Raw genomic sequence first — 18,983 nt, forward strand, 5'->3', positions numbered from 1 at the left:
CCCGTGGCCGATGCGTGTATGCCGCCTGCAGCCTACCCGAGTATTTTTGCCAGGTACTCAGCCAGGTGCAGGGGTTCACGCCCGCTGACGTTGCGGATCTGCCCACGGCAGCTGAACCCGTCCGCCACCACCGCAGCCTCCTGCGGAATCTGGTCGATGCACGGCTTGAACGCCTGCTCGCCAATGACCTTGGCAATGGGCGCGGTCTTGCTGTGATAGGCATAGGCGCCTGCCACCCCGCAGCAACCGGCCTGAATCACCTGCCCTTTGCCGCCAAGCTTCTCCAGCACGCCCTGTTCTGCCGCCATCCCGCCACAGGCTTTCTGGTGGCAATGGCCGTGGATGCGCACATCCTCGTTGATCGCCGGCAGTTGCAGGCCGCGGCTGCGGATGAACTCGCTGAGGGTCATGATGGATTTTTCCAGCTGCTTGGCCCGCGGGTCGTGCGGGAACAGGCCTGGCATCTCATCGCGGAACACCGAGAGGCAACTGGGCTCGAGCACCAGCACCGGCATACCCTCTTCCAACACCGGCGCAAGCTGCTCGAGGATTTGCGTCAGGTTGGCCTTGGCTTGGTCGACCATCCCCACATCGTAATACGGGCGGCCGCAGCAAACGTGGCGCTTCATCAGTTTCACGCGCAAGCCTAACAGCTCCAGCACCTGCACGCCGGCTTCGAGCACCTTGGGCGTGAACCCGTTGTTGAAGCTGTCCACCCACAACAGCACCTCACGCCCACTGTGGCGGTCGCTTTCCTTGAGCAAGCGTTTGGCGGTGGTGCCGGCGCGGAAACTCTGCGAGGCAATCTTCGGGAACCGGGCGTGCCTGGCCAGGCCGAACCAGGCGCCCGCGGTGCGGACCAACGGGTTGCCCATGGCGTAGTTGAGCACTGGCGACAGCTTGGTGGCATGGGGCAGCCACTCGCCGATGCGGCCGATCATGGCATCCATCACCGGGCGGCGTTTATCGGCGTAATAGCGGCTGAGAAACTCGGTCTTGTAGCGCGCGATGTTCACGTTGGTCGGGCAGTCGGTCTTGCACCCCTTGCAACTCAGGCACAGGTCCAGCGAATCCTTGACCTGCTCGTTCTGCCAACCGTCCTCGATGACCTCCCCCTTGAGCAGCTCGAAGAACAGCCGGGCGCGACCACGGGTCGAGTACTTTTCTTCGCGGGTGGCGCGAAAGCTTGGGCACATGGTGCCTCCGTCCAACGAACGGCACTTGCCCATGCCGATGCAGCGCTCCGCCTCGCGTGCCAGCCCCTGGCTGCCCAGGCGGGCATCGTAGGTGAAGGCGCTCTGCACCGCTGGACGACTGTAGCCAGGCCCCATGCGCAGGTTGGCATCGACAGGCATCGCGTGGATCAACTTGCCTGGGTTCATGCGGTTAAGCGGGTCCCAGATGGCCTTGAACTCGGCAAAGGCCTGCATGATCGCCTGGGAATACATGATGGGCAGGTACTCCCCCTTGGCCTGGCCGTCGCCATGCTCGCCCGACAGCGAGCCGCCATAGCGCACCACCAGGTGCGCAGCCTCCTCGAGAAAGGCGCGCCAATTGCGTACACCGCTGTCGGACTTCAGGTCGAAGGTGATCCGTGAGTGGATGCAACCATCTCCGAAATGCCCGTAGAGGTTGGTCTTGTAGCCGTAACGCCCGACCAGTTGCTTGAACTCGCGAAGGTACTTGCCCAGGTGTTCCGGCTCGACCGCCGCGTCTTCCCAGCCCACCACCGGGTCCGGTTCGTTGGGGTCCAGGCCCAGCGAGGTCGCCGAAGCGCCGGTTTCACGAATGGTCCAGATGCGGTTCATCAGGCCTTTGTCTGTCACCAGCCGTGCACTCGGCCGCCCCGGCAATTGCGGCGCGATGGCCACGGCCCGCTGCGCCAGTGCGGTGGCCTCCTCGGTGGACAGCGCACCGAATTCGATCATCAGCCAGGCGTTGCCTGCCGGCAGCTGCGCGATATCGGCAAGCTTCATGCCGCGTGCCTTGAGCCCGCCGATGATGCCATCGTCCAACCCCTCCATGGCAATCGGGCCCAGCGGCAGCAACTGTGGCACCGAGTCGGCGGCGTAGTAGATTTCCTCATAGCCCAGCACAACCAGTACCCGGTGCGTGGGGTTCTTCACCAACAGCGTCTCGGCCTGCAGGATAGTGACACAGGTTCCCTCCACCCCCACCAGCGCCCGGGCGATGTTAAAGCCGTTTTCCGGCAGCAACTGGTCGAGGTTGTACCCTGATACGCGACGTTTGAGCTTGGGGAAACCCCGGCGGATCTCGTCTTCATGGCGGTCGACCAGGTCCTTCAAGGCCTGGACGATCTCCGCCCGCCGGCCACCGGCCTGCAGGTGCTCCTGCAGCGCCGCGTCATCCGTGGGGCCAACCCAGAAGCGCTCGCCATCGTAGGTCAGCACCTCAAGCCGCTCGACGTTCTCCACAGTTTTGCCGGCCATGACCGAGTGGGCGCCACATGAGTTGTTGCCGATCATTCCACCCAGGGTGCAGCGGCTATGGGTGGCCGGGTCCGGGCCGAAGGTCAGGCCAACCTTGGCCGCTTCATCCTTGAGCTGGTCGCAGATGACCCCGGGCTCTACCCGCGCAATACGGCGTTCGACATCGATGTGGCCGATCGCATGCAGGTATTTGGAGGCATCGATCACCACGGCAGCGTTCACCGCCTGCCCGCACATGGATGTCCCGGCCCCGCGGGGCAGGATCGGCAGGCCCGCCGCCTTGCACAGGTTGACGGTGGTGACGATGTCCTCGAGCGTCCTGGGTATCACCACGCCGATCGGCAATTGCCGATAGTTCGAAGCCTCGCAAGCGTAAAGCGCGCGCGACGCTGCGTCGAACCTGATCTCGGCGCTGGTCTGCGCTGCCAGCTTCTCGCGCAGACTGAGCAAGACGTTCAAGTCAAAGGGGATAGGCGTGTTCTGGGTCATGGAGCGAAACCTTCTCGATCATCGGCACGGTCGCGTCTTGTGTTGTCGTCCGCAGACAGACAGCGGCGCAGTGCCGGTACTGTAGGGGGCACCTGCCCTGCGCTCTACGTATGCCAAGAAGGAACAATCATGCCGTTCCACCTACGTGCGGTAGGAGGTTACCGCCCATCCTGCATGAGGGTTTAAACCGCGACGGCCTGGGCACGCGAGGCATGCCTGGCCGCTGCGGGCAGCCCGTGCAGACTGAACCCTCACCGCCCCCTCCAAGTCCCACGTCTGAACACCAACCCACGGGGCATGTTTGATGGAGTACTGGATCAAGTTGCTTGAATGGCCCGCCATGGCCTTGACCGTCCTGGCGGCATGGTGCATCGGCTCAAGCCGCCCCGGCCGGCGCAAAGTAGGTTTCTGCTGCTTCATCGCCAGCAACCTGCTGTGGTCGGTCTGGGGCTGGCAGGCCCAGGCCTGGGCCTTGATCATCCTGCAGATCTGTCTGTGCGCCATGAACCTGCGCGGTTGGAAGAAGAACACCTCGATGGAGCCCGGGCGGTAGCCGCAGCGAAGCCCGGGCTTGCTTCAGCGGCGGGCTTTCTGTTCTACATCGGCAAGCGTGCGTTCGATCTTGCGCGCTTGTGCTTCCTGCTCCTTGATCGAGGTGGGAGTGATTACCTTGTCCACGGCCTCGGTGTCCGGGTCTGGCCGCTCCAGTACCGGGTCTGGCGAAGCCTCGCCTTGCTGGGCCTGCTCCGACGAAATCGGCCGCGGGACCTTGTCTGCGGGCTTAGGGTCAGGGTGCTTCATGGTGTTCTCCTTGCGTGATTGCCTGTCTTTCAGAAGAACCTGGCGGCGCCGGAAAGTTTGATCCGATTGGGCCAATACCCCGCATGCTGAGCCTTGGCAGCCACTTGTCCCCGGCGTCAGCAGAAACGCTGAACGTTTCAAGCAAGGCTCACGTCGGAGAACAAAGACGCAGCCCACTGCGCATACCCTAACCGTGAGGACCTCCCATGAGCGCACATTCCCTCAAGGGCCACGAAGCGCATGCCATACGCCTTACACTCAACGGCCAGAACAGGTCGGTTCAGGTCCACCCCTGGACCACCTTGCTCGACCTGTTGCGTGACCAACTGGACCTGATCGGCACCAAGAAAGGCTGCGATCATGGCCAATGCGGTGCCTGCACGGTGCTGCGCGACGGCAAGCGCATCAACGCCTGCCTGACACTGGCCGTGATGTGCGACGGTGCCGCGCTGGTCACGGTCGAAGGGCTGGCCAACGGCGACGAACTGCATCCCATGCAGCGCGCCTTCATTACCCACGATGCGTTCCAGTGTGGCTACTGCACCCCCGGGCAGCTCTGTTCGGCAGTCGGACTGGCGCGTGAAGGCCGTGCCGACTGCCCACAAGCCATTCGCGAGATGATGAGCGGTAACCTGTGCCGCTGCGGTGCCTACAGCAACATTCTTGCCGCAGTGGAAGAAGCCCTGCCCCTGACGCGCGCCCAGATCGATGCCGAACGAGGACCGCGCACATGACCCCCTTCAGCTATCACAAACCTGCATCAATCACTGACGCGGTAAACCTGGCAGATCCGGCTTCGCGTTTCATCGCCGGGGGCACCAACTTGGTCGATTTGATGAAAGAGAACATCGTGCGGCCCGAGCGCCTGATCGATATCACCGGGCTTGGGTTGAACACTGTGGAGCAAACGCCCAACGGCGGGCTACTGATTGGCGCACTGGTGAGCAATGCCGACCTGGCCTGGCACCCGCTGATCGAACAGGGTTACCCGCTGCTGTCCCAGGCGATCCTGGCGGGGGCGTCACCGCAGTTGAGGAACATGGCCAGCACCGGCGGCAACCTGCTGCAGCGCACTCGCTGCTACTACTTCTATGACACCGGGGTACCCTGCAACAAGCGCGAACCCGGCAGCGGGTGCCCTGCCCGCGCAGGCCTGAATCGCATTCACGCCATTCTCGGCGCCAGCGACAGCTGCGTCGCAACCCACCCTTCGGACATGTGCGTTGCCTTGGCGGCGTTGGAGGCGGTGGTCCACGTGCAGGGTCGGGCGGGTAAACGGTGTATCCCCTTCGCCGACTTCCATCGCCTTCCCTACGACACACCGGAGCGCGACAACCAACTGGCAACTGATGAACTGATCACCGCCATCGAATTGCCGCCGCCTGAATTCGCCCAGCATTACTGCTACCTGAAAATTCGCGACCGTGCTTCCTACGCCTTCGCCTTGGTCTCGGTGGCGGCGGCCTTGAAGCTAGAGGGCGACCTGATCGTCGACGCTCGTCTGGCACTGGGCGGTGTCGCGCACAAGCCCTGGCGTGACCCGGCCGTGGAATTGACCTTGAAAGGCCAGAAGGTGGCCCCTGAGCTGTTCGCGCGGGCGGCTGAACACATGCTGAAAGGGGCGCAGCCCCTGAGCCAAAACGCTTTCAAGGTAACCCTCGGCCGTCGAGCCATCGTGCGCGCCCTGAGTGACGCCGCGTTCGGCACCCGCCCCGCAAGGACGACACCATGAGCCAGATCAACCCCGTTGTCGGCACACCGCTCGACCGTGTGGACGGTGTAGCGAAGGTTACTGGTACAGCGCGATACGCCGGTGAGTACCCACAGGACGGTTTGCTTTACGCCAGCGTCGTATCGAGCACCGTTGCGTGCGGTCGTGTGCTGCGCATCGACAGCACCCGGGCGCTGCAGGTGCCCGGTGTGGTCTGTGTGCTGGACCACAACCATCGCCCGCGGATTTCCAGTTATGACGACGACTACAGCGACGCCGACTCCGCAGAAGGCGCGCCCTTTCGCCCCTTGTTCAATGACCGTGTCCTGTACAGCGGCCAGCCCTTGGCGCTGGTGGTCGCCGAAAGCCTGGAGCTGGCACGGTACGCCGGCTCGCTGATCCACATCGAATACCACACGCAGCCCCACCAGACCGACCTGCTTGCCGTGCTGGAACAGGCCTATCCGGCGCCTGCGCAGACGCCTGAACCGCGTGGCGACTTCGCGGGGCAGTTCGCCAATGCGCCAATCACGGTCGATGCGACGTATACAACGCCCAATGAGCATCACAACCCGATGGAGCCCCATGCCTCGACGGTGTTCTACAAGGTGGACGGTACCCTGGAGATTCATGACAAAACTCAGGGTACGCAGAACTGTCAGGACTACCTGCACAAGGTATTTGGCTTGCCCAAGGACAAAATCCGGGTACTGGCAGCCTTTGTCGGCGGCGCCTTCGGCTCGGGCTTGCGCCCGCAGTACCAGTTGCCGCTGGCGGTCATGGCGGCATTGCACCTGCAACGCTCGGTGCGCCTCACCCTGACCCGCCAGCAGATGTTCACCTTTGGCTACCGGCCCCACACCCAGCAACGGCTGCGCCTGGGCGCAGCTGCAGATGGCCGGCTGCTGGCCATGGCGCACGACGCCATCGGCCAGACCTCACGTTTCGAGGGTTTCACCGAGCACCTGGTGGAGTGGAGCGGCATGCTGTACCAGTGCGACAACGTTGCATTGAGCTATCGGCTGGCAGCGCTGGACGTGTATACCCCGTTGGACATGCGCGCACCGGGGGCCGCCTCCGGCGTGATTGCCCTTGAGTGCGCCATGGACGAACTGGCCATCGCGGCGAACATCGACCCCCTGCAATTGCGCCGGCGCAATTTCGCCGCCAGCAATGGCAACGAAGGCAAGCCCTACTCCAGCAAGGAACTGTTGGCTTGTTACGACCAGGGTGCCGCGCGTTTCGGCTGGAGCAGCCGTGACCCTGCGCCACGCAGCCTGCGCAAAGGCAGGCAACTGGTTGGCTGGGGCATGGCGGGCGGCGTCTGGGAAGCGATGCAGATGAAGGCCAGCGCCAAGGCCAGCATCGATCAGCAGGGTCATGTGACCGTCAGCAGCGCCACGACCGACATAGGGACCGGGACCTACACCGTCATGACCCAGATTGCCGCCGACGCTGCCGGGGTGATGCCGCAGGACGTGACCTTCGTGCTGGGCGACTCGTCCCTGCCGACCGCGCCCCTGCAGGGTGGTTCGTTCACTGTGTCCTCGGTAGGCTCTGCGGTCCGTCAGGCCTGCCTGGTGCTGCGCACGAAAGTACTGGCGTTTGCCCGTCAGCGCTACCCCGAGATCGGCGCAACAGCGGCACAGGACATCGCGTTCGGCGACGGTTACCTGCACGCTGGCGAGCACCGCTTCGCCATCGCCGACATCGTCGCCCAGGCCAGTGCAGGGGCGTTCGACGTGCAGATCGATGCAGAACCGGGTGCCAGGCGTGCGCCCTTCGCCACCGCGACCCATTCGGCGGTGTTCGTCGAAGTGCAGGTCGATGAAGACCTGGGCACGATCAAGGTTACCCGGGTGCTCAGCGCGGTGGCGGCGGGACGTGTGGTCAACCCGAAAACCGCCCGCAGTCAGATCCTTGGAGGCGTGGTCTGGGGCCTGGGCATGGCACTGCACGAACAGACGCAGACCGATCATCGGCTGGGCCGTTTCCTCAACCATAACCTGGCGGAGTACCACATACCGGTGCAGGCGGACATTGCCGATATCGAGGTGATCTTCGTCGACGAACCCGACGATATCGTCAACGACCTGGGCTCCAAGGGCGTTGGCGAAATCGGCATCGTCGGGGTGGCAGCCGCCGTGGCCAATGCCATCTACCATGCGACGGGCAAGCGGGTCAGGGAGTTTCCAATAACGCTCGACAAGGTGCTGTAGCCCGTACCAGCCATCACCCGTGTTGAACCCTTGCCCAAGCCGTCGACTCAACCCCAGGCAAGCCCAGTTCCAACCACCGCGATGAGGTGTTCCATGAATGCTATCGATCTGCTGATTCAAGACCACAAGCTGGTGAAGAAGCTGCTGGAAGAACTCTCCGCCACCACCGAGCGCGCAGTGAAACGACGCACCGAGCTGCTGCAGCGCATCGAACAGGAGTTGCAGGTGCACACCGCGTTGGAGGAAGAAATCCTCTACCCGGCCATCAAACAGGCGGGAGGCAAGGAAGAAGCGAAGATGTATTACGAGGCCAAGGAAGAGCACCGCACCGTCGATTCGCTGGTATTGCCTGACCTGCTGCACACAGAGGCCGGTACGCTTGAGTTCGCCGGGCGCGTCAAGGTCATGAAAGAGTTGCTCGAGCACCATATCGAAGAAGAGGAAGGCGAACTGTTCCCGACCGCGAAGAAGCTGCTGGGCAAAGAAGAGCTCGAACAGATGGGGCAAGCCATGCTGGCGCACAAGAAGATGCACAAGGGCGACCAGCGCGCCGCTTGACCAACACGTGCGCCCTGGGTGGCGCGCAACGCCTCCCACGGTGCTCACAATGTCACCCCGCTGCGTTCAGGCACGCCAGTGTCGCCAAGGCATTGCCCAAGGCGGCACCGGACGCCGTGTTGTCAAAGATGCACCAGGTTGGCACACCCTGCTCGGCGCTGGCGGTGAGCAGCACTGCCATTTGCTGCACAAACGCCGCTGAATAGGCACTGGCATAGGTCCGCGGCACCCCATGCAGGCGCCAATACACCAATCCCGGCCAACCTCCTGGCTGAGCATCGATGACCAAGCGTGGTGGGCTGGCGGCAACCTGGGCCACCTGCATTTGCACCAGCATCGGCTGCGCCGCCTGCCACGATGCATGGCGGGGCTCCACCGCCAACGCGCCGGTATAGCGTTGCCGTACGCTGGCAAAAAAGCGTTGCGCCCCCTCACGGTCGAACGCCAATGACGGCGGCAACTGCACCAACAGGCACCCGAGGTGGCCTTGCAGTTGGCCGCACTGGCCGAGAAAGGTATCCAGCAATGCTTCGCAACCTTGCAGGCGCAGCTCGTGGGTAATGGCCTTGGGTAGCTTGACGCTAAAGCGGAAGCCTTCGGGCACCGATGCAGCCCAGCGGGCATAGGTTTGCGGCCGGTGCGGGCGGTAGAACGAGCTGTTGATCTCAACCGCGTTCAACTGCGCGGCGTAGCGCTGCAGGTGACTGCCGCTACCGGGAAATGCGTGCACCTCGTGGCTGGACAGGCTCCAGCCGGCACAGCCGAGATGGATCATTGCAGCGCTCCTGCCGATAGCCCATTTGTTGCTATGAGTGCCGGCGGGGTACGGCGTTCCATCGCGGCGGCAGGGCCTTAATGCCGTACATCCCGTCTTGGAAACCGGCGCTGAACTTTGCACGGGGTTCAGGCTTCCCTAACCATGAGGCTCGACACGCGGGCCTGGTTGTTGCGAATTTGCAGGAGCTGTCGAATGCCCCGAATCATCACACCGAGCACACCCGAACACGAAATCGACGAGCACAATGTCAGGATGTTCGGCTCGCCGAAGGAGCGGCTGGACTTCTATCGTCGGGAGATCCAGTACGAAACCAGTATCCTTGCAAACCGTACCGACGCGTACCTGGCGGCGCAGTCGTTCCTGGTCATCGCCTTCGTGTCCTCGATGAACAACACCAACCAGGGTTGGGGCGAAATGTTCACGCTGATAGTGCCAGCGTTCCTGGCCTTGCTCGGGGTGCTGAGTTCGCTGAATGCCTGGCCGGGCATCCACGCCGCCTACACGGTCATTGACCATTGGCAGTTGAAGCAGAGCCACCTGCTGCGTAGCGAGCCGCTAATGGGCCTGGCGTATGATGAGTCGCCACTGTTCTGTGAAGCTGAAACCTCCCGCGCCGGGCACCGCAAATCGCTGTTGTTCTCCCTGCGCACGCCCTGGATCTTCCTGGTGTTCTGGATGTTGCTGGGCATCTACGCGGTCTACATCCAGCTGGCCTGACTCGGCACACTGCACGGGTAATCCCGCCCGGCAACCGCGTCCAGGTAGGCGCGATGGGCTTCGACGCGCAAGTGGCGCCACTCGCGGAAACTGATCAGGCCCAGCCGATCCATCTCATCGGCCCTGCGCGCCAGCTCGGCGTGGTAGTCATCCGGGCACTCCATGCGCAGCAGCCTGTCTTCGAGCAGGCGATACCACGCCACCAGCCCCTGCAGCCGTTCCTGTTCCGGCAACGTCAAGGACGCGTCGAAAACCCTCATGTCGCACCCCCTTCGGTGCCAGCGTTTAACCATGGAGTCGGCACGGCGACCAGGGTTCAGCTTTCAGGCATGGACGGTTGCCAGGTTCCGGCCAGCCGACCAGGGCGCACACGGTTGAAACTTTCCGCGCCGGCACTCAGTCCAGACCCTAACTACGACTGACAGGGAGACGACAATGACAGGCACGGTAGGCGACTTTCTGGTTGAGCGCTTGTACCAATGGGGCGTGCGCCGCATCTATGGCTACCCAGGCGATGGCATCAATGGTGTGTTCGGCGCACTGAGCCGGGCCAACGGCAAGATTGAGTTCATCCAGGCCCGGCACGAAGAAATGGCCGCGTTCATGGCCAGCGCCCATGCCAAGTTCACCGGCGAACTGGGCGTGTGCATCGCCACCTCCGGGCCCGGTGCTTCCCACCTGCTCACCGGCCTCTACGATGCGCGCATGGACCACATGCCAGTGCTGGCCATCGTTGGCCAGCAGGCACGCGGTGCCCTCGGCGGGCACTATCAGCAGGAACTGGACCTGGTTTCGATGTTCAAGGACGTGGCCGGTGCCTTCGTCCAACAGGCTTCCACCCCCTCGCAGGTGCGTCACCTGCTCGACCGCGCCGTGCGCACGGCCGTCGGCGAGCGCCGAGTGACGGCGGTCATTCTTCCCAACGACCTGCAGGACCTGCCCTACAACGAACCGCCACGGGCCCACGGCACCCTGCATTCGGGCATTGGCTACAGCAAGCCGAAAGTGGTGCCGTATGACGGCGATTTGCAGCGCGCCGCCGAGGTGCTCAACGCCGGGCGCAAGGTCGCCATTCTCGTCGGTGCCGGCGCCTTGCAAGCGTCAGAGGAAGTGTTCGCCATTGCCGAAAAACTCGGCGCAGGGGTGGCCAAGGCCCTGCTGGGCAAGGCAGTCCTGCCCGATGAGCTGCCCTGGGTCACGGGCTCGATCGGCCTGCTGGGCACCGAGCCCAGCTACCAGTTGATGACTGAATGCGACACCTTGCTGATGATCGGCTCCGGCTTCCCCTATGCCGAATTCCTGCCCAAGGAAGGCCAGGCCCGTGGCGTGCAGATCGACCTGCAGGCGGACATGCTCAGCCTACGCTACCCGATGGAGGTCAACCTGGTCGGCGACGCCGCTGAAACCCTGCGTGAGTTGCTCCCCCTGCTCGAACACAAGACCGAACGGCGCTGGCGCAAGAAGGTCGAGGGTTGGCGCGCGCGCTGGGACAAGACCGTGGCAAAACGCGCCATGGCCAAGGCCGACCCGATCAACCCGCAGCGTGTGGTGTACGAGCTGTCCCCGCGTCTGCCTGACGCCGCCATCGTCACCAGTGATTCCGGCTCCTGCGCCAACTGGTATGCACGCGACCTGCAGATCCGCCAAGGCATGCAATGCTCGCTGTCTGGCGGCCTGGCCTGCATGGGCGCCGCGGTGCCCTACGCCATTGCGGCCAAGTTCGCCCACCCACAGCGCACAGTGGTCGCCCTGGTGGGCGATGGTGCGATGCAGATGAACAACCTGGCCGAGCTGATTACCGTGGCCAAGTACTGGCAGCAGTGGGAAAACCCGAAATGGATCTGCGCGGTGTTCAACAACGAGGACCTAAACCAGGTCACCTGGGAACAGCGGGTCATGGAAGGTGACCCCAAGTTCGAGGCCTCACAGTCGATCCCTGACGTGCCCTACCACCTGTTCGCCTTCTCCATCGGGCTCAAGGGTATCTTCGTCGACCGCGAGGAGAACGTCGCCAGTGCATGGGAACAGGCGCTGGCCGCCGACTGCCCGGTGCTGATCGAGTTCAAGACCGACCCCAACGTGCCGCCACTGCCGCCGCACATCACCCTGGAGCAGGCGAAGGCGTTTGCCGGCACGTTGCTCAAGGGCGATCCCGACGAGGCTGGGATCATCGTACAAGCTGCAAAACAGGTGCTCGGCGCTGTGCTGCCTGGGCGAAAGTGACGGTGCCTTCAGCGTGAAGGCGCATGGCGCTTGCGGTACTCCGCCGGGGTCACGCCGACATGGCGAACGAATGTGCGGCGCAACGTATCGGCATTGGCGAACCCGCACAGCGCCGCCACCTGCTTGGGGGCGTCCCGCCCGCCCTCGAGCAGCGCACGCGCCGCATTGACCCGCGCCAGTTCCACCCAGGCAGCCGGGGTCATGCCTACATCCTGTTGAAACACCCGGGCAAAATGGCGCGGGCTCAACCCCATGCGCGATGCCAGCTGCGCAATGGTGTGGTCCAGTGCCGGGTTGGCGGCAATGTAGCGCTGCAATGACTGCAGCGCCGAACGCCCCACAGGCGACGTCGCGCCCTGCCGGCTGAATTGCAACTGGCCACCTGGGCGTTTGAAGTACATCACCAACTGGCTGGCCACCTGCTGGGCAATGGCAGGCCCCAGGTCCTCCTCTACCAGCGCCAGGGCCAAGTCCAGGCCGGCAGTGACGCCTGCGGCGGTGCGCAGGTTACCGTCATGCACTTGGATAGCGTCGGCCTCTACCTGCACGTGGGGATAGCGTGCCGCCAGCGGCGCGGCAACGGCCCAGTGGGTAGTCACGCGGCGGCCATCGAGCAAGCCGGCGGCCGCCAGGGCAAAGGCGCCAGTGCACACCGAGCCGTAACGGCGGCACGCCCCCGCCCGTATCCGCAGCCACTCCAGGATGCCGGGGCGCAGGTAGAGGTCGGCCGCTTGTGGCGTACCGGCCACCAGCAAGGTGTCGAAAGCCTCTAGCGCTTCCCCTATCCAGCCATCGGGCACCAGGCGAGTGCCGGAAGAGCTGACCAGCGGGCCAGGCTCACAAGCCAGCAGACGCAAGCGGTAGGCTTCATGACCTGCTTGCCGATTGGCTTCGGCGAACACATCCAGCGGCCCGCAGGCATCGAGCAGTTGGACACCCGGCAGGGCGAGAATGGCGAGGGTACGCGGTGCAGGCGGCATGAAGGCTCCGGGGTGCAGGCAAGCAGAGGGGTCCGGCGCAAGGCCGGATCACGCTGACAATGGCAGTATTTGACGCAACAAGTCAATTGAGGACACAGCCTCAGGGCCGCAGACTGACCACGTCATTCCCCACTGAGGTTTCAATCATGGCTACCCTTGCTGGTATTCAAGTACCCGACAGCCGCATGGCGCGGGAAATCACCGAGCGGGTTCGCGATACCGCCACGCCGTTGCTGTTCCATCATTCGAGCAGGGTCTTTTATTTTGCGGCGCTGGCCGGCCGGCGCCGCGGGCTCAACTTCGACAGCGAACTGCTATACGCCGGCTGCATGTTCCACGACATGGGCCTGACCCATCAGCACAGCAGCGCCTGCTGCCGCTTCGAGGTCGATGGCGCCAATGTCGCCCGCGACTTTTTGCAGGGTCACGGTATCGACGAGCGCGATATCGAACGCGTATGGACAGCCATCGCCCTGCACACCACACCTGGCATTCCCGAGCACATGCACCCGTTGATCGCGCTGGTCACCGCCGGCGTTGAAACGGACGTACTGGGCCTGCACCACGAAGGCCTGAGCATTGCCGAGCGCGATGCGGTCGTCCAGGCGCACCCACGCGGCGATCACTTCAAGGAGGCGATCATTCAGGCGTTTTACGAAGGTATTCGTCACAAGCCTCAAACCACCTTTGGCAACGTCAAGGCGGATGTGATTGCCGACAAGGAACCCGCGTTTCGCCCGGGCAATTTCTGCAGCATCATCCGCCAGTCCTGCTGGCCGAGCTGAGCCATACGGCTGCCGGGCTGATGGCCCGGCAGTTTATTTGCGGTGCTTGGCCTTACACGCCGAACGCGCACCGCGTGCCTGCAGTCACAGCATCATGGCCCTGGCCCAGATTCTGTGGAGGCATTGCGCACATGAGCTTCATTGTCTGGGTCGCCATGCTAGGGGCCGTGTTGCTGCTGCTGGCGCTCACCTCCTCTTACCTGCGCTGGATACCGGTCACCACCTCCGTGATGTGCCTGGGCTTGGGCATTGTCCTGGGCCCTGCCGGGTTGGGCCTGCTGCAGCTGGACCTTGGCCAGTCCAGCCGCTGGATGGAACACCTCACCGAAGTCGCCGTATTGTTCTCGCTGTTCGTCAGCGGCCTGAAGCTACGGCTGCCGCTGAGCAGCCGCAGTTGGCGAGTCGCCTTTTGCCTGGCCGGGCCGCTGATGCTGCTGTGCATTGCGGGTGTCAGCCTGCTGCTGCATTTCGGCTTGCACCTGGGCTGGGGCGTTTCGGTATTGATCGGCGCCATTCTTGCCCCAACCGACCCCGTGCTGGCCACCCTGGTGCAGGTCAACGACGCACAGGACTATGACCGGGTCCGCTTTGGCCTTTCCGGTGAGGCTGGGCTCAACGATGGCGTGGCCTTCCCCTTCGTCATTCTCGGCCTGCTGCTTGTACAGGGGGAGGCAGGCGGCCAGTGGCTCGGCCCCTGGCTGCTGCAGGATGTGCTGTGGGCCGTGCCTGCGGGGCTGCTGTGTGGCTACTGGATGGGGCGCGGGCTGGGCCACCTGACCCTGTACCTGCGCATTCAGAACGACGACAGCACCGTGTCACCTAACGATTACCTGACACTGGCCCTGATTGCCCTGGCGTATGTGGTTGCCGAGCTGATCCAAGGCTACGGTTTTCTCGCCGTGTTCGCAGCAGGCCTTGGCTTGCGCCAGGCCGAAGTGCACACCAGCCCCGACCCGCATGAACCGGCCGAGCACCTGGTGCAGCCAGTGGTCGGCCACCAGCATGTCGCGCCTGAACATGCGGTAAAGGGCGACCTGGATGCTTTGGAAGACAGCCAGGTCGCGGCGGGCATCATGCTGGGCGACATGCTGGCGTTCGGCGGCCTGGTGGAGCGGGCGATGGAGGTGTTCCTGGTGACCTTGCTCGGTGTGGTATTGATCGAACACTGGGACTGGCGAGCGCTGATCGTGGCTGGGGTGCTGTTCATGCTGATTCGTCCCTTGGGCACGTTGCTGATACCGTGGGGTAGCCTGTTGGACCTCCCACAGCGCGGTTTGCTGGGTTGGTTCGGGATCCGCGGGATCGGCAGCCTGTACTACCTGTTCTACGCCCTCAACCACGACCTGCTGCCTGCCGTTGCCTTGACCTGCACCAACCTCACCCTGTCGGTGGTGGCGCTGAGCGTGCTGGTACACGGGTTGAGTGTGCAACCGTTGCTGGCCCGTTACGAAACCGGCCGAGCGCGTCCTACCCGTTGATGCCTGCCCAACAGCCTCCACAGGTCGGCCAGAGCCTGTGGAGGCCGCAAAGCTCAGGAAGGGAAGCCCAAGCCCGAAGACAGGTCGGTATCCCCTGCCCTGTGGGCCCCGGCCGGCACCTCTTTGGCAGTCGATTCCCGGACCTTTTCCTTGACCGCCTCCTTGGCTTGCTCGCCCTTGGCCTTCAAGGTATCGGTCAACCGGTCACTGCTGGCCCCCATCAACGCGTCCTCCTTACGTGTACCGGGCAAGGCGGCGCCCAACGCTGCGCCCAAGGCGATACCCAGCGCCGCCAGCACCAAGGGTTGCTCCTTGAGCAAATGATCAAACTGCCCTTTGAGCGCCGTGGCCTGATCACCGACCTGATGGGCGGCGTCGCGCAGGCTGTCGGCAGAACCTTGCACCGACGCTCGCGCGCCCTGGCCCAGGTCACTGGCACGGTCACGTAAGTCATGGGCCTTGCCGCGCATGCTGTCGCCGGCGCCGTGCAGTGCTTCGCCGGCGTGGGCAAAAGCGCCTTTCACGCTGTCGACCGCTTCACCGAGCTTTTCACCCAGCCCTGGCCCGGTATGGGCGGGGCCAGGGTTGAATGGCCGATTCTGGTTGACACCCAACCACGCCAGGCCGAGCACTGTCAGCGCCGTGGGCACCGGGTTGTTCTTCAAGGTGGTGCCCAGATTGTGGAAGAACTCCCCGCCATTGCCTTTGCCATAGGCCAGCAACTGATCCATCAACTGGCCCGGGCTCAGGCGCTGCTCCAAGGCATCGACCAGGTCGCTGATGTGCTCGCGCTTGGCGTTGATCTCCTGCTCGAGCAGGTCGGGGTCTTTGTGCGTATCGTGTTCAAAGGAGGTACTCATGGCAGTTTCCTCTTCAACGCATCCTTGTCCTGCTGCATGGCATGCAGCGTGCGATCAGGGGTCAGCTGCGAAGGCTCGAACTGCTTTTTGCCCGACTGCAGCATGATGAAACCGATAATCATCGTGACCACGCCCACGATCAGCGCCGCCAGCCACGGCGCAACGACCAACGCCAGGGCATACACCCCCGCCATCAACAGGATGATCAAGCCCGCCAGCAGCACGATGGCGCCAGCGGCCACCGCCGCGGTACCTGCCTTCAAGGTGTTGAGGTTGTGTTGCAGTTCGGCCTTGGCCAAGGCCAGTTCCTTGCTGAACAGCTCGGGCACTTCGCGCATCAACTGGCGCAGCAGGCCACCTACACCGACCGGGTCATCCGCTGGCGTGTGCAACCCAGGGCTCACCTGCAAAGGGTCCTTGTTCATCATTCACCTCCTTTGAGCGGGTCACGCTCCAGTGGGCCGCCGCTTACCGGCGCGCCAGCGCCCATGCCGACCGGGTCGACCGGGGTATAGGGCTTGTGGGTGGAGACATCGCTGGCACGGTCTGGCTGGGGCGCGCTGCTGTGGTAGGGCTCACTGGCACCATAAGCAGGCGGTGCGGTGGATGCCCCTGCCGTGGAACTGGCGCTGGCACGCAGAAAGCGCGACAAGGCGAAGCCGATCGCCACGCTGCCCGCCAGGAACAACCCAGGGTTGTCCCGCGCCAGGCGCGAACCGCGATGCAGCAGGTCTTCTGCGCTTTCGTGGCGGATCTGCTCGGCAAAGCTGCCCACACATTCGGCCGCCTGGGTCAGGTATTGGGAAAGCCCCAGCGTGTCCTTGCCCTCCAACGCCGACGCTGCCGAGCGGGCGCCTTCCTGCAAGGAGTCGAGCTGATCGGCTGCCGTGTCGCGGTAATGCTCGTACTGCTCGGCGCCTTGAACTTTTGCTTCGTTTAGCAGGGCACCTGCTTCGTCGGTTATGGCGTGCAAGTGGTCCTGGGTGCTGCCCGGCGGCGATGCCGAGCCTTGATCGCGTTCCATGGTCGTGTCCCTCGCTGATGAAGAGCCGGCAAGTGCCGGGTTGTGTGCCTTCATTCGGGGGACGCAGGGCGCGCGCGTGGAGTTCAGTCAGAATGATCGGTAACCCCTACCCTGGGCACCAATGGCTTGCGCAAGGGTTACCGGGGCGAGGTTGGCAGGTGCGAAGTGACGGATGGCCTCACAACCTGAAGCGCACGTTGATCGTGCTCTTTTCACGGCGATCAACGCTGATCGCCGCAGTACCGTAACCCGAATAGCTCTTCACCAGGCGCATGCCCAAACCTGTGCCGGTGGGTTTGGGGTACGACGCGGGGAAGCCGTCACCCTCGTCGGTAACGGTGATCAAGGCATGGTCGCCAGCGTCCTTCACGCTCACGCCGATGGTGCCTTTGCCATACTTGAGCGCATTGGTGATCAGTTCGGAGATCACCAGGCCAAGCGGTGCCATCCGCTCGGGCGGCAGCACGAACGTGTCGGCCTGCAGCAGAATCTGCCGGTCGGCAATCGATTTGCCAAGGTCGCCCAACAGCGCAGCCAGGTAGTCGCCGGCGCGGACCGCCTGTGTTTCCGCATTCTGGTAAAGCCGCTCATGGACGCTGGCAATGGTCACCACGCGCCCGGCGGCGGTCTGTAGCTGCAGCTTGACCGCTTCGTCGGCCGCAAGGTTTGCCTGGAGCAAAAGCAGGGTGTTGACCAGGTGCAGGCTGTTCTTGACGCGGTGATGGATCTCTTCCAGGTGAAAGTCGCTTTCGGTGAGCCGGGTGTGCTGGGCATCGATCAACGACAACAGCTGGGCTTCGTAGTGATGCCGCTCGGTGATGTCCCTGGACACAGCGATGATCTTGTCCACTGTACCCTGGCCGCCAAGGATGGGCGCGACCGTGACATCCCACCATTTCGGTTCGCCCTGCAGGGTGGGGCATAGTGCCTCGAAACGCGTCGCTTCACCGCTGCCCACCTTGGCCAGGGCGGCATCCACCACGCCCTGGGACGCCTCGGGCCACAACTGTGACCACACCCGGCCTTTGACCTGAGCCAGGTCACCGATTTGCATCAGGCCTAGGCCAGCTTCGTTCATGAACTCGATTGCGCCGCCTGCTGACAGAATCTTCACGCAGTCGGGGCTCGCATTGAGCACGCTTTCCGAATAGGGGTCTGGGCGCAGGGTTTGCGCCCCCGCAGCCAACCGCTCCACCGCCATGGAAATGACGTTGGAGATACCCTCCATGAACACCAGGTCGCTTTCGATGAAATCGTCGCCGTTGCCGCTATCGGCCTCAAGCACGCCGAACGGCGCCGAAATACCACGAATAGGCACGTTTATCGCCCGCTCGATGCCGTACTTCTTGAGCAGCGAAGGGGTACGAAAACGTTGTTCCAGGCCTAAATGGTTGGACAGCACGGGCCGGTAGGTGGCCATGGCATAGCCCGCCGGGCTGGCTTCATCGCCCCCTATCCGTGCGCTGCCGATGTCGGCCGCGTCCCACCCCACACCGTGGGAAAGCAATAATTCGTCACTCTGGGCAATGGGCATGAGCACCTTGGCAAAGCGGGTTCGCATGCCCGTTGCGACGGTTGCACACGCCTGGTCGAGCAACTCATCGAGGTCGGATGCCTTGAGCGACATCACACCAAACTCGACTACCAGTTCATGTTGCTTGCGCAGGCGCGCATGGGACTTCTGCAGCGCTGCACGAATGGTTTCGTCTGGAGGGGACTGTTGCATGGGTATTTGCTGCTCACCAGGTGATAGGAGTCAGGCACTTCAACCAATCTACACAACTGTACGGGCGAAAGACAGGTGGCCCGTCGCCCCACGCTGATCGGCTCCACGCCAGGGCAACCAAGCGGAAAAACGATGACCGGCATGACTCCGTGCGGTTATCGAACAGTTGCCCGGTACGCGAATT

Annotated in this window: 18 protein-coding genes; 9 read left to right on the forward strand and 9 right to left on the reverse strand. The window is 63.5% G+C overall.

The annotated features are described in order from the left end of the window. Positions 1-32: 32 nt before the first annotated feature. Positions 33-2,939: an FAD-binding and (Fe-S)-binding domain-containing protein gene (locus L6D80_RS03840; protein ID WP_176514237.1), complete on the reverse strand. Its 2,907-nt coding sequence runs from the start codon at positions 2,937-2,939 to the stop codon at positions 33-35. Positions 2,940-3,243: 304 nt separating this feature from the next. On the opposite strand from L6D80_RS03840, the gene L6D80_RS03845 reads away from it, so the two are divergent. Next, complete coding sequence (locus tag L6D80_RS03845; RefSeq protein ID WP_054899724.1) at positions 3,244-3,492, forward strand: hypothetical protein; 249 nt, start codon at positions 3,244-3,246, stop codon at positions 3,490-3,492. Between the two features lie 23 nt (positions 3,493-3,515). Here the strand turns inward: L6D80_RS03845 and L6D80_RS03850 are convergent, their stop codons facing one another. Continuing rightward, the gene (locus tag L6D80_RS03850) at positions 3,516-3,740 is read right to left on the reverse strand and encodes a hypothetical protein (protein ID WP_054899725.1); all 225 of its coding nucleotides are present in this window, start codon (positions 3,738-3,740) and stop codon (positions 3,516-3,518) included. 206 nt (positions 3,741-3,946) lie between these two features. Between L6D80_RS03850 and L6D80_RS03855 the strand changes: the two genes are divergently transcribed. The 4 genes from L6D80_RS03855 (at position 3,947) to L6D80_RS03870 (ending at position 8,228) form a co-directional block, all read left to right on the forward strand. Next, positions 3,947-4,474, forward strand: coding sequence for a (2Fe-2S)-binding protein (locus L6D80_RS03855; RefSeq protein ID WP_176514240.1), 528 nt, complete (start codon positions 3,947-3,949; stop codon positions 4,472-4,474). Beyond that, positions 4,471-5,472 carry an FAD binding domain-containing protein gene (locus tag L6D80_RS03860; protein ID WP_176514242.1) on the forward strand — a complete coding sequence of 334 codons (1,002 nt, stop codon included), beginning with the start codon at positions 4,471-4,473 and terminating at the stop codon, positions 5,470-5,472. Before L6D80_RS03855 ends, L6D80_RS03860 begins: the two co-directional genes overlap by 4 nt. Next, positions 5,469-7,670, forward strand: coding sequence for a xanthine dehydrogenase family protein molybdopterin-binding subunit (locus L6D80_RS03865; protein WP_176514244.1), 2,202 nt, complete (start codon positions 5,469-5,471; stop codon positions 7,668-7,670). The genes L6D80_RS03860 and L6D80_RS03865 overlap by 4 nt, the downstream gene beginning before the upstream one ends. Before the next feature lie 93 nt (positions 7,671-7,763). Next, positions 7,764-8,228: a hemerythrin domain-containing protein gene (locus tag L6D80_RS03870; protein WP_176514246.1), complete on the forward strand. Its 465-nt coding sequence runs from the start codon at positions 7,764-7,766 to the stop codon at positions 8,226-8,228. A gap of 52 nt (positions 8,229-8,280) precedes the next feature. Here the strand turns inward: L6D80_RS03870 and L6D80_RS03875 are convergent, their stop codons facing one another. Next, positions 8,281-9,003, reverse strand: a complete 723-nt coding sequence (locus tag L6D80_RS03875; protein ID WP_176514248.1) for a DUF72 domain-containing protein — start codon at positions 9,001-9,003, stop codon at positions 8,281-8,283. Positions 9,004-9,198: 195 nt separating this feature from the next. Between L6D80_RS03875 and L6D80_RS03880 the strand changes: the two genes are divergently transcribed. Continuing rightward, positions 9,199-9,723 carry a hypothetical protein gene (locus L6D80_RS03880; RefSeq protein WP_054899731.1) on the forward strand — a complete coding sequence of 175 codons (525 nt, stop codon included), beginning with the start codon at positions 9,199-9,201 and terminating at the stop codon, positions 9,721-9,723. Here L6D80_RS03880 and L6D80_RS03885 read toward each other — a convergent pair. After that, the gene (locus tag L6D80_RS03885) at positions 9,705-9,983 is read right to left on the reverse strand and encodes a hypothetical protein (RefSeq protein WP_176514250.1); all 279 of its coding nucleotides are present in this window, start codon (positions 9,981-9,983) and stop codon (positions 9,705-9,707) included. The genes L6D80_RS03880 and L6D80_RS03885 overlap by 19 nt on opposite strands. A 175-nt stretch (positions 9,984-10,158) precedes the next feature. Here L6D80_RS03885 and L6D80_RS03890 point away from each other — a divergent pair, with 175 nt between their 5' ends. Beyond that, positions 10,159-11,946 carry a thiamine pyrophosphate-requiring protein gene (locus L6D80_RS03890; protein ID WP_176514252.1) on the forward strand — a complete coding sequence of 596 codons (1,788 nt, stop codon included), beginning with the start codon at positions 10,159-10,161 and terminating at the stop codon, positions 11,944-11,946. Positions 11,947-11,954: 8 nt separating this feature from the next. Here the strand turns inward: L6D80_RS03890 and L6D80_RS03895 are convergent, their stop codons facing one another. Then, the gene (locus L6D80_RS03895) at positions 11,955-12,926 is read right to left on the reverse strand and encodes a GlxA family transcriptional regulator (RefSeq protein ID WP_176514254.1); all 972 of its coding nucleotides are present in this window, start codon (positions 12,924-12,926) and stop codon (positions 11,955-11,957) included. A 143-nt stretch (positions 12,927-13,069) separates the two neighbouring features. On the opposite strand from L6D80_RS03895, the gene L6D80_RS03900 reads away from it, so the two are divergent. After that, the gene (locus tag L6D80_RS03900; protein WP_176514323.1) at positions 13,070-13,711 is read left to right on the forward strand and encodes an HD domain-containing protein; all 642 of its coding nucleotides are present in this window, start codon (positions 13,070-13,072) and stop codon (positions 13,709-13,711) included. Positions 13,712-13,842: 131 nt separating this feature from the next. Beyond that, the gene (locus tag L6D80_RS03905; protein WP_176514256.1) at positions 13,843-15,189 is read left to right on the forward strand and encodes a cation:proton antiporter; all 1,347 of its coding nucleotides are present in this window, start codon (positions 13,843-13,845) and stop codon (positions 15,187-15,189) included. Between the two features lie 53 nt (positions 15,190-15,242). Here L6D80_RS03905 and L6D80_RS03910 read toward each other — a convergent pair whose 3' ends face one another. The 4 genes from L6D80_RS03910 to L6D80_RS03925 form a co-directional block, all read right to left on the reverse strand. Next, positions 15,243-16,049 (reverse strand): DUF3618 domain-containing protein, encoded by an 807-nt coding sequence (locus L6D80_RS03910; protein WP_054899737.1) that lies wholly within the window; start codon positions 16,047-16,049, stop codon positions 15,243-15,245. Further along, positions 16,046-16,474, reverse strand: a complete 429-nt coding sequence (locus L6D80_RS03915; protein ID WP_054899738.1) for a phage holin family protein — start codon at positions 16,472-16,474, stop codon at positions 16,046-16,048. The genes L6D80_RS03910 and L6D80_RS03915 overlap by 4 nt, the downstream gene beginning before the upstream one ends. Further along, complete coding sequence (locus L6D80_RS03920) at positions 16,474-17,073, reverse strand: hypothetical protein (RefSeq protein ID WP_054899739.1); 600 nt, start codon at positions 17,071-17,073, stop codon at positions 16,474-16,476. The genes L6D80_RS03915 and L6D80_RS03920 overlap by 1 nt, the downstream gene beginning before the upstream one ends. Before the next feature lie 178 nt (positions 17,074-17,251). Continuing rightward, the gene (locus L6D80_RS03925; RefSeq protein ID WP_054899740.1) at positions 17,252-18,799 is read right to left on the reverse strand and encodes a sensor histidine kinase; all 1,548 of its coding nucleotides are present in this window, start codon (positions 18,797-18,799) and stop codon (positions 17,252-17,254) included. Between the last annotated feature and the right edge of the window lie 184 nt (positions 18,800-18,983).

It is taken from the genome of Pseudomonas ceruminis (assembly GCF_021602025.1).
Classification (GTDB): Bacteria; Pseudomonadota; Gammaproteobacteria; order Pseudomonadales; family Pseudomonadaceae; genus Aquipseudomonas; species Aquipseudomonas ceruminis.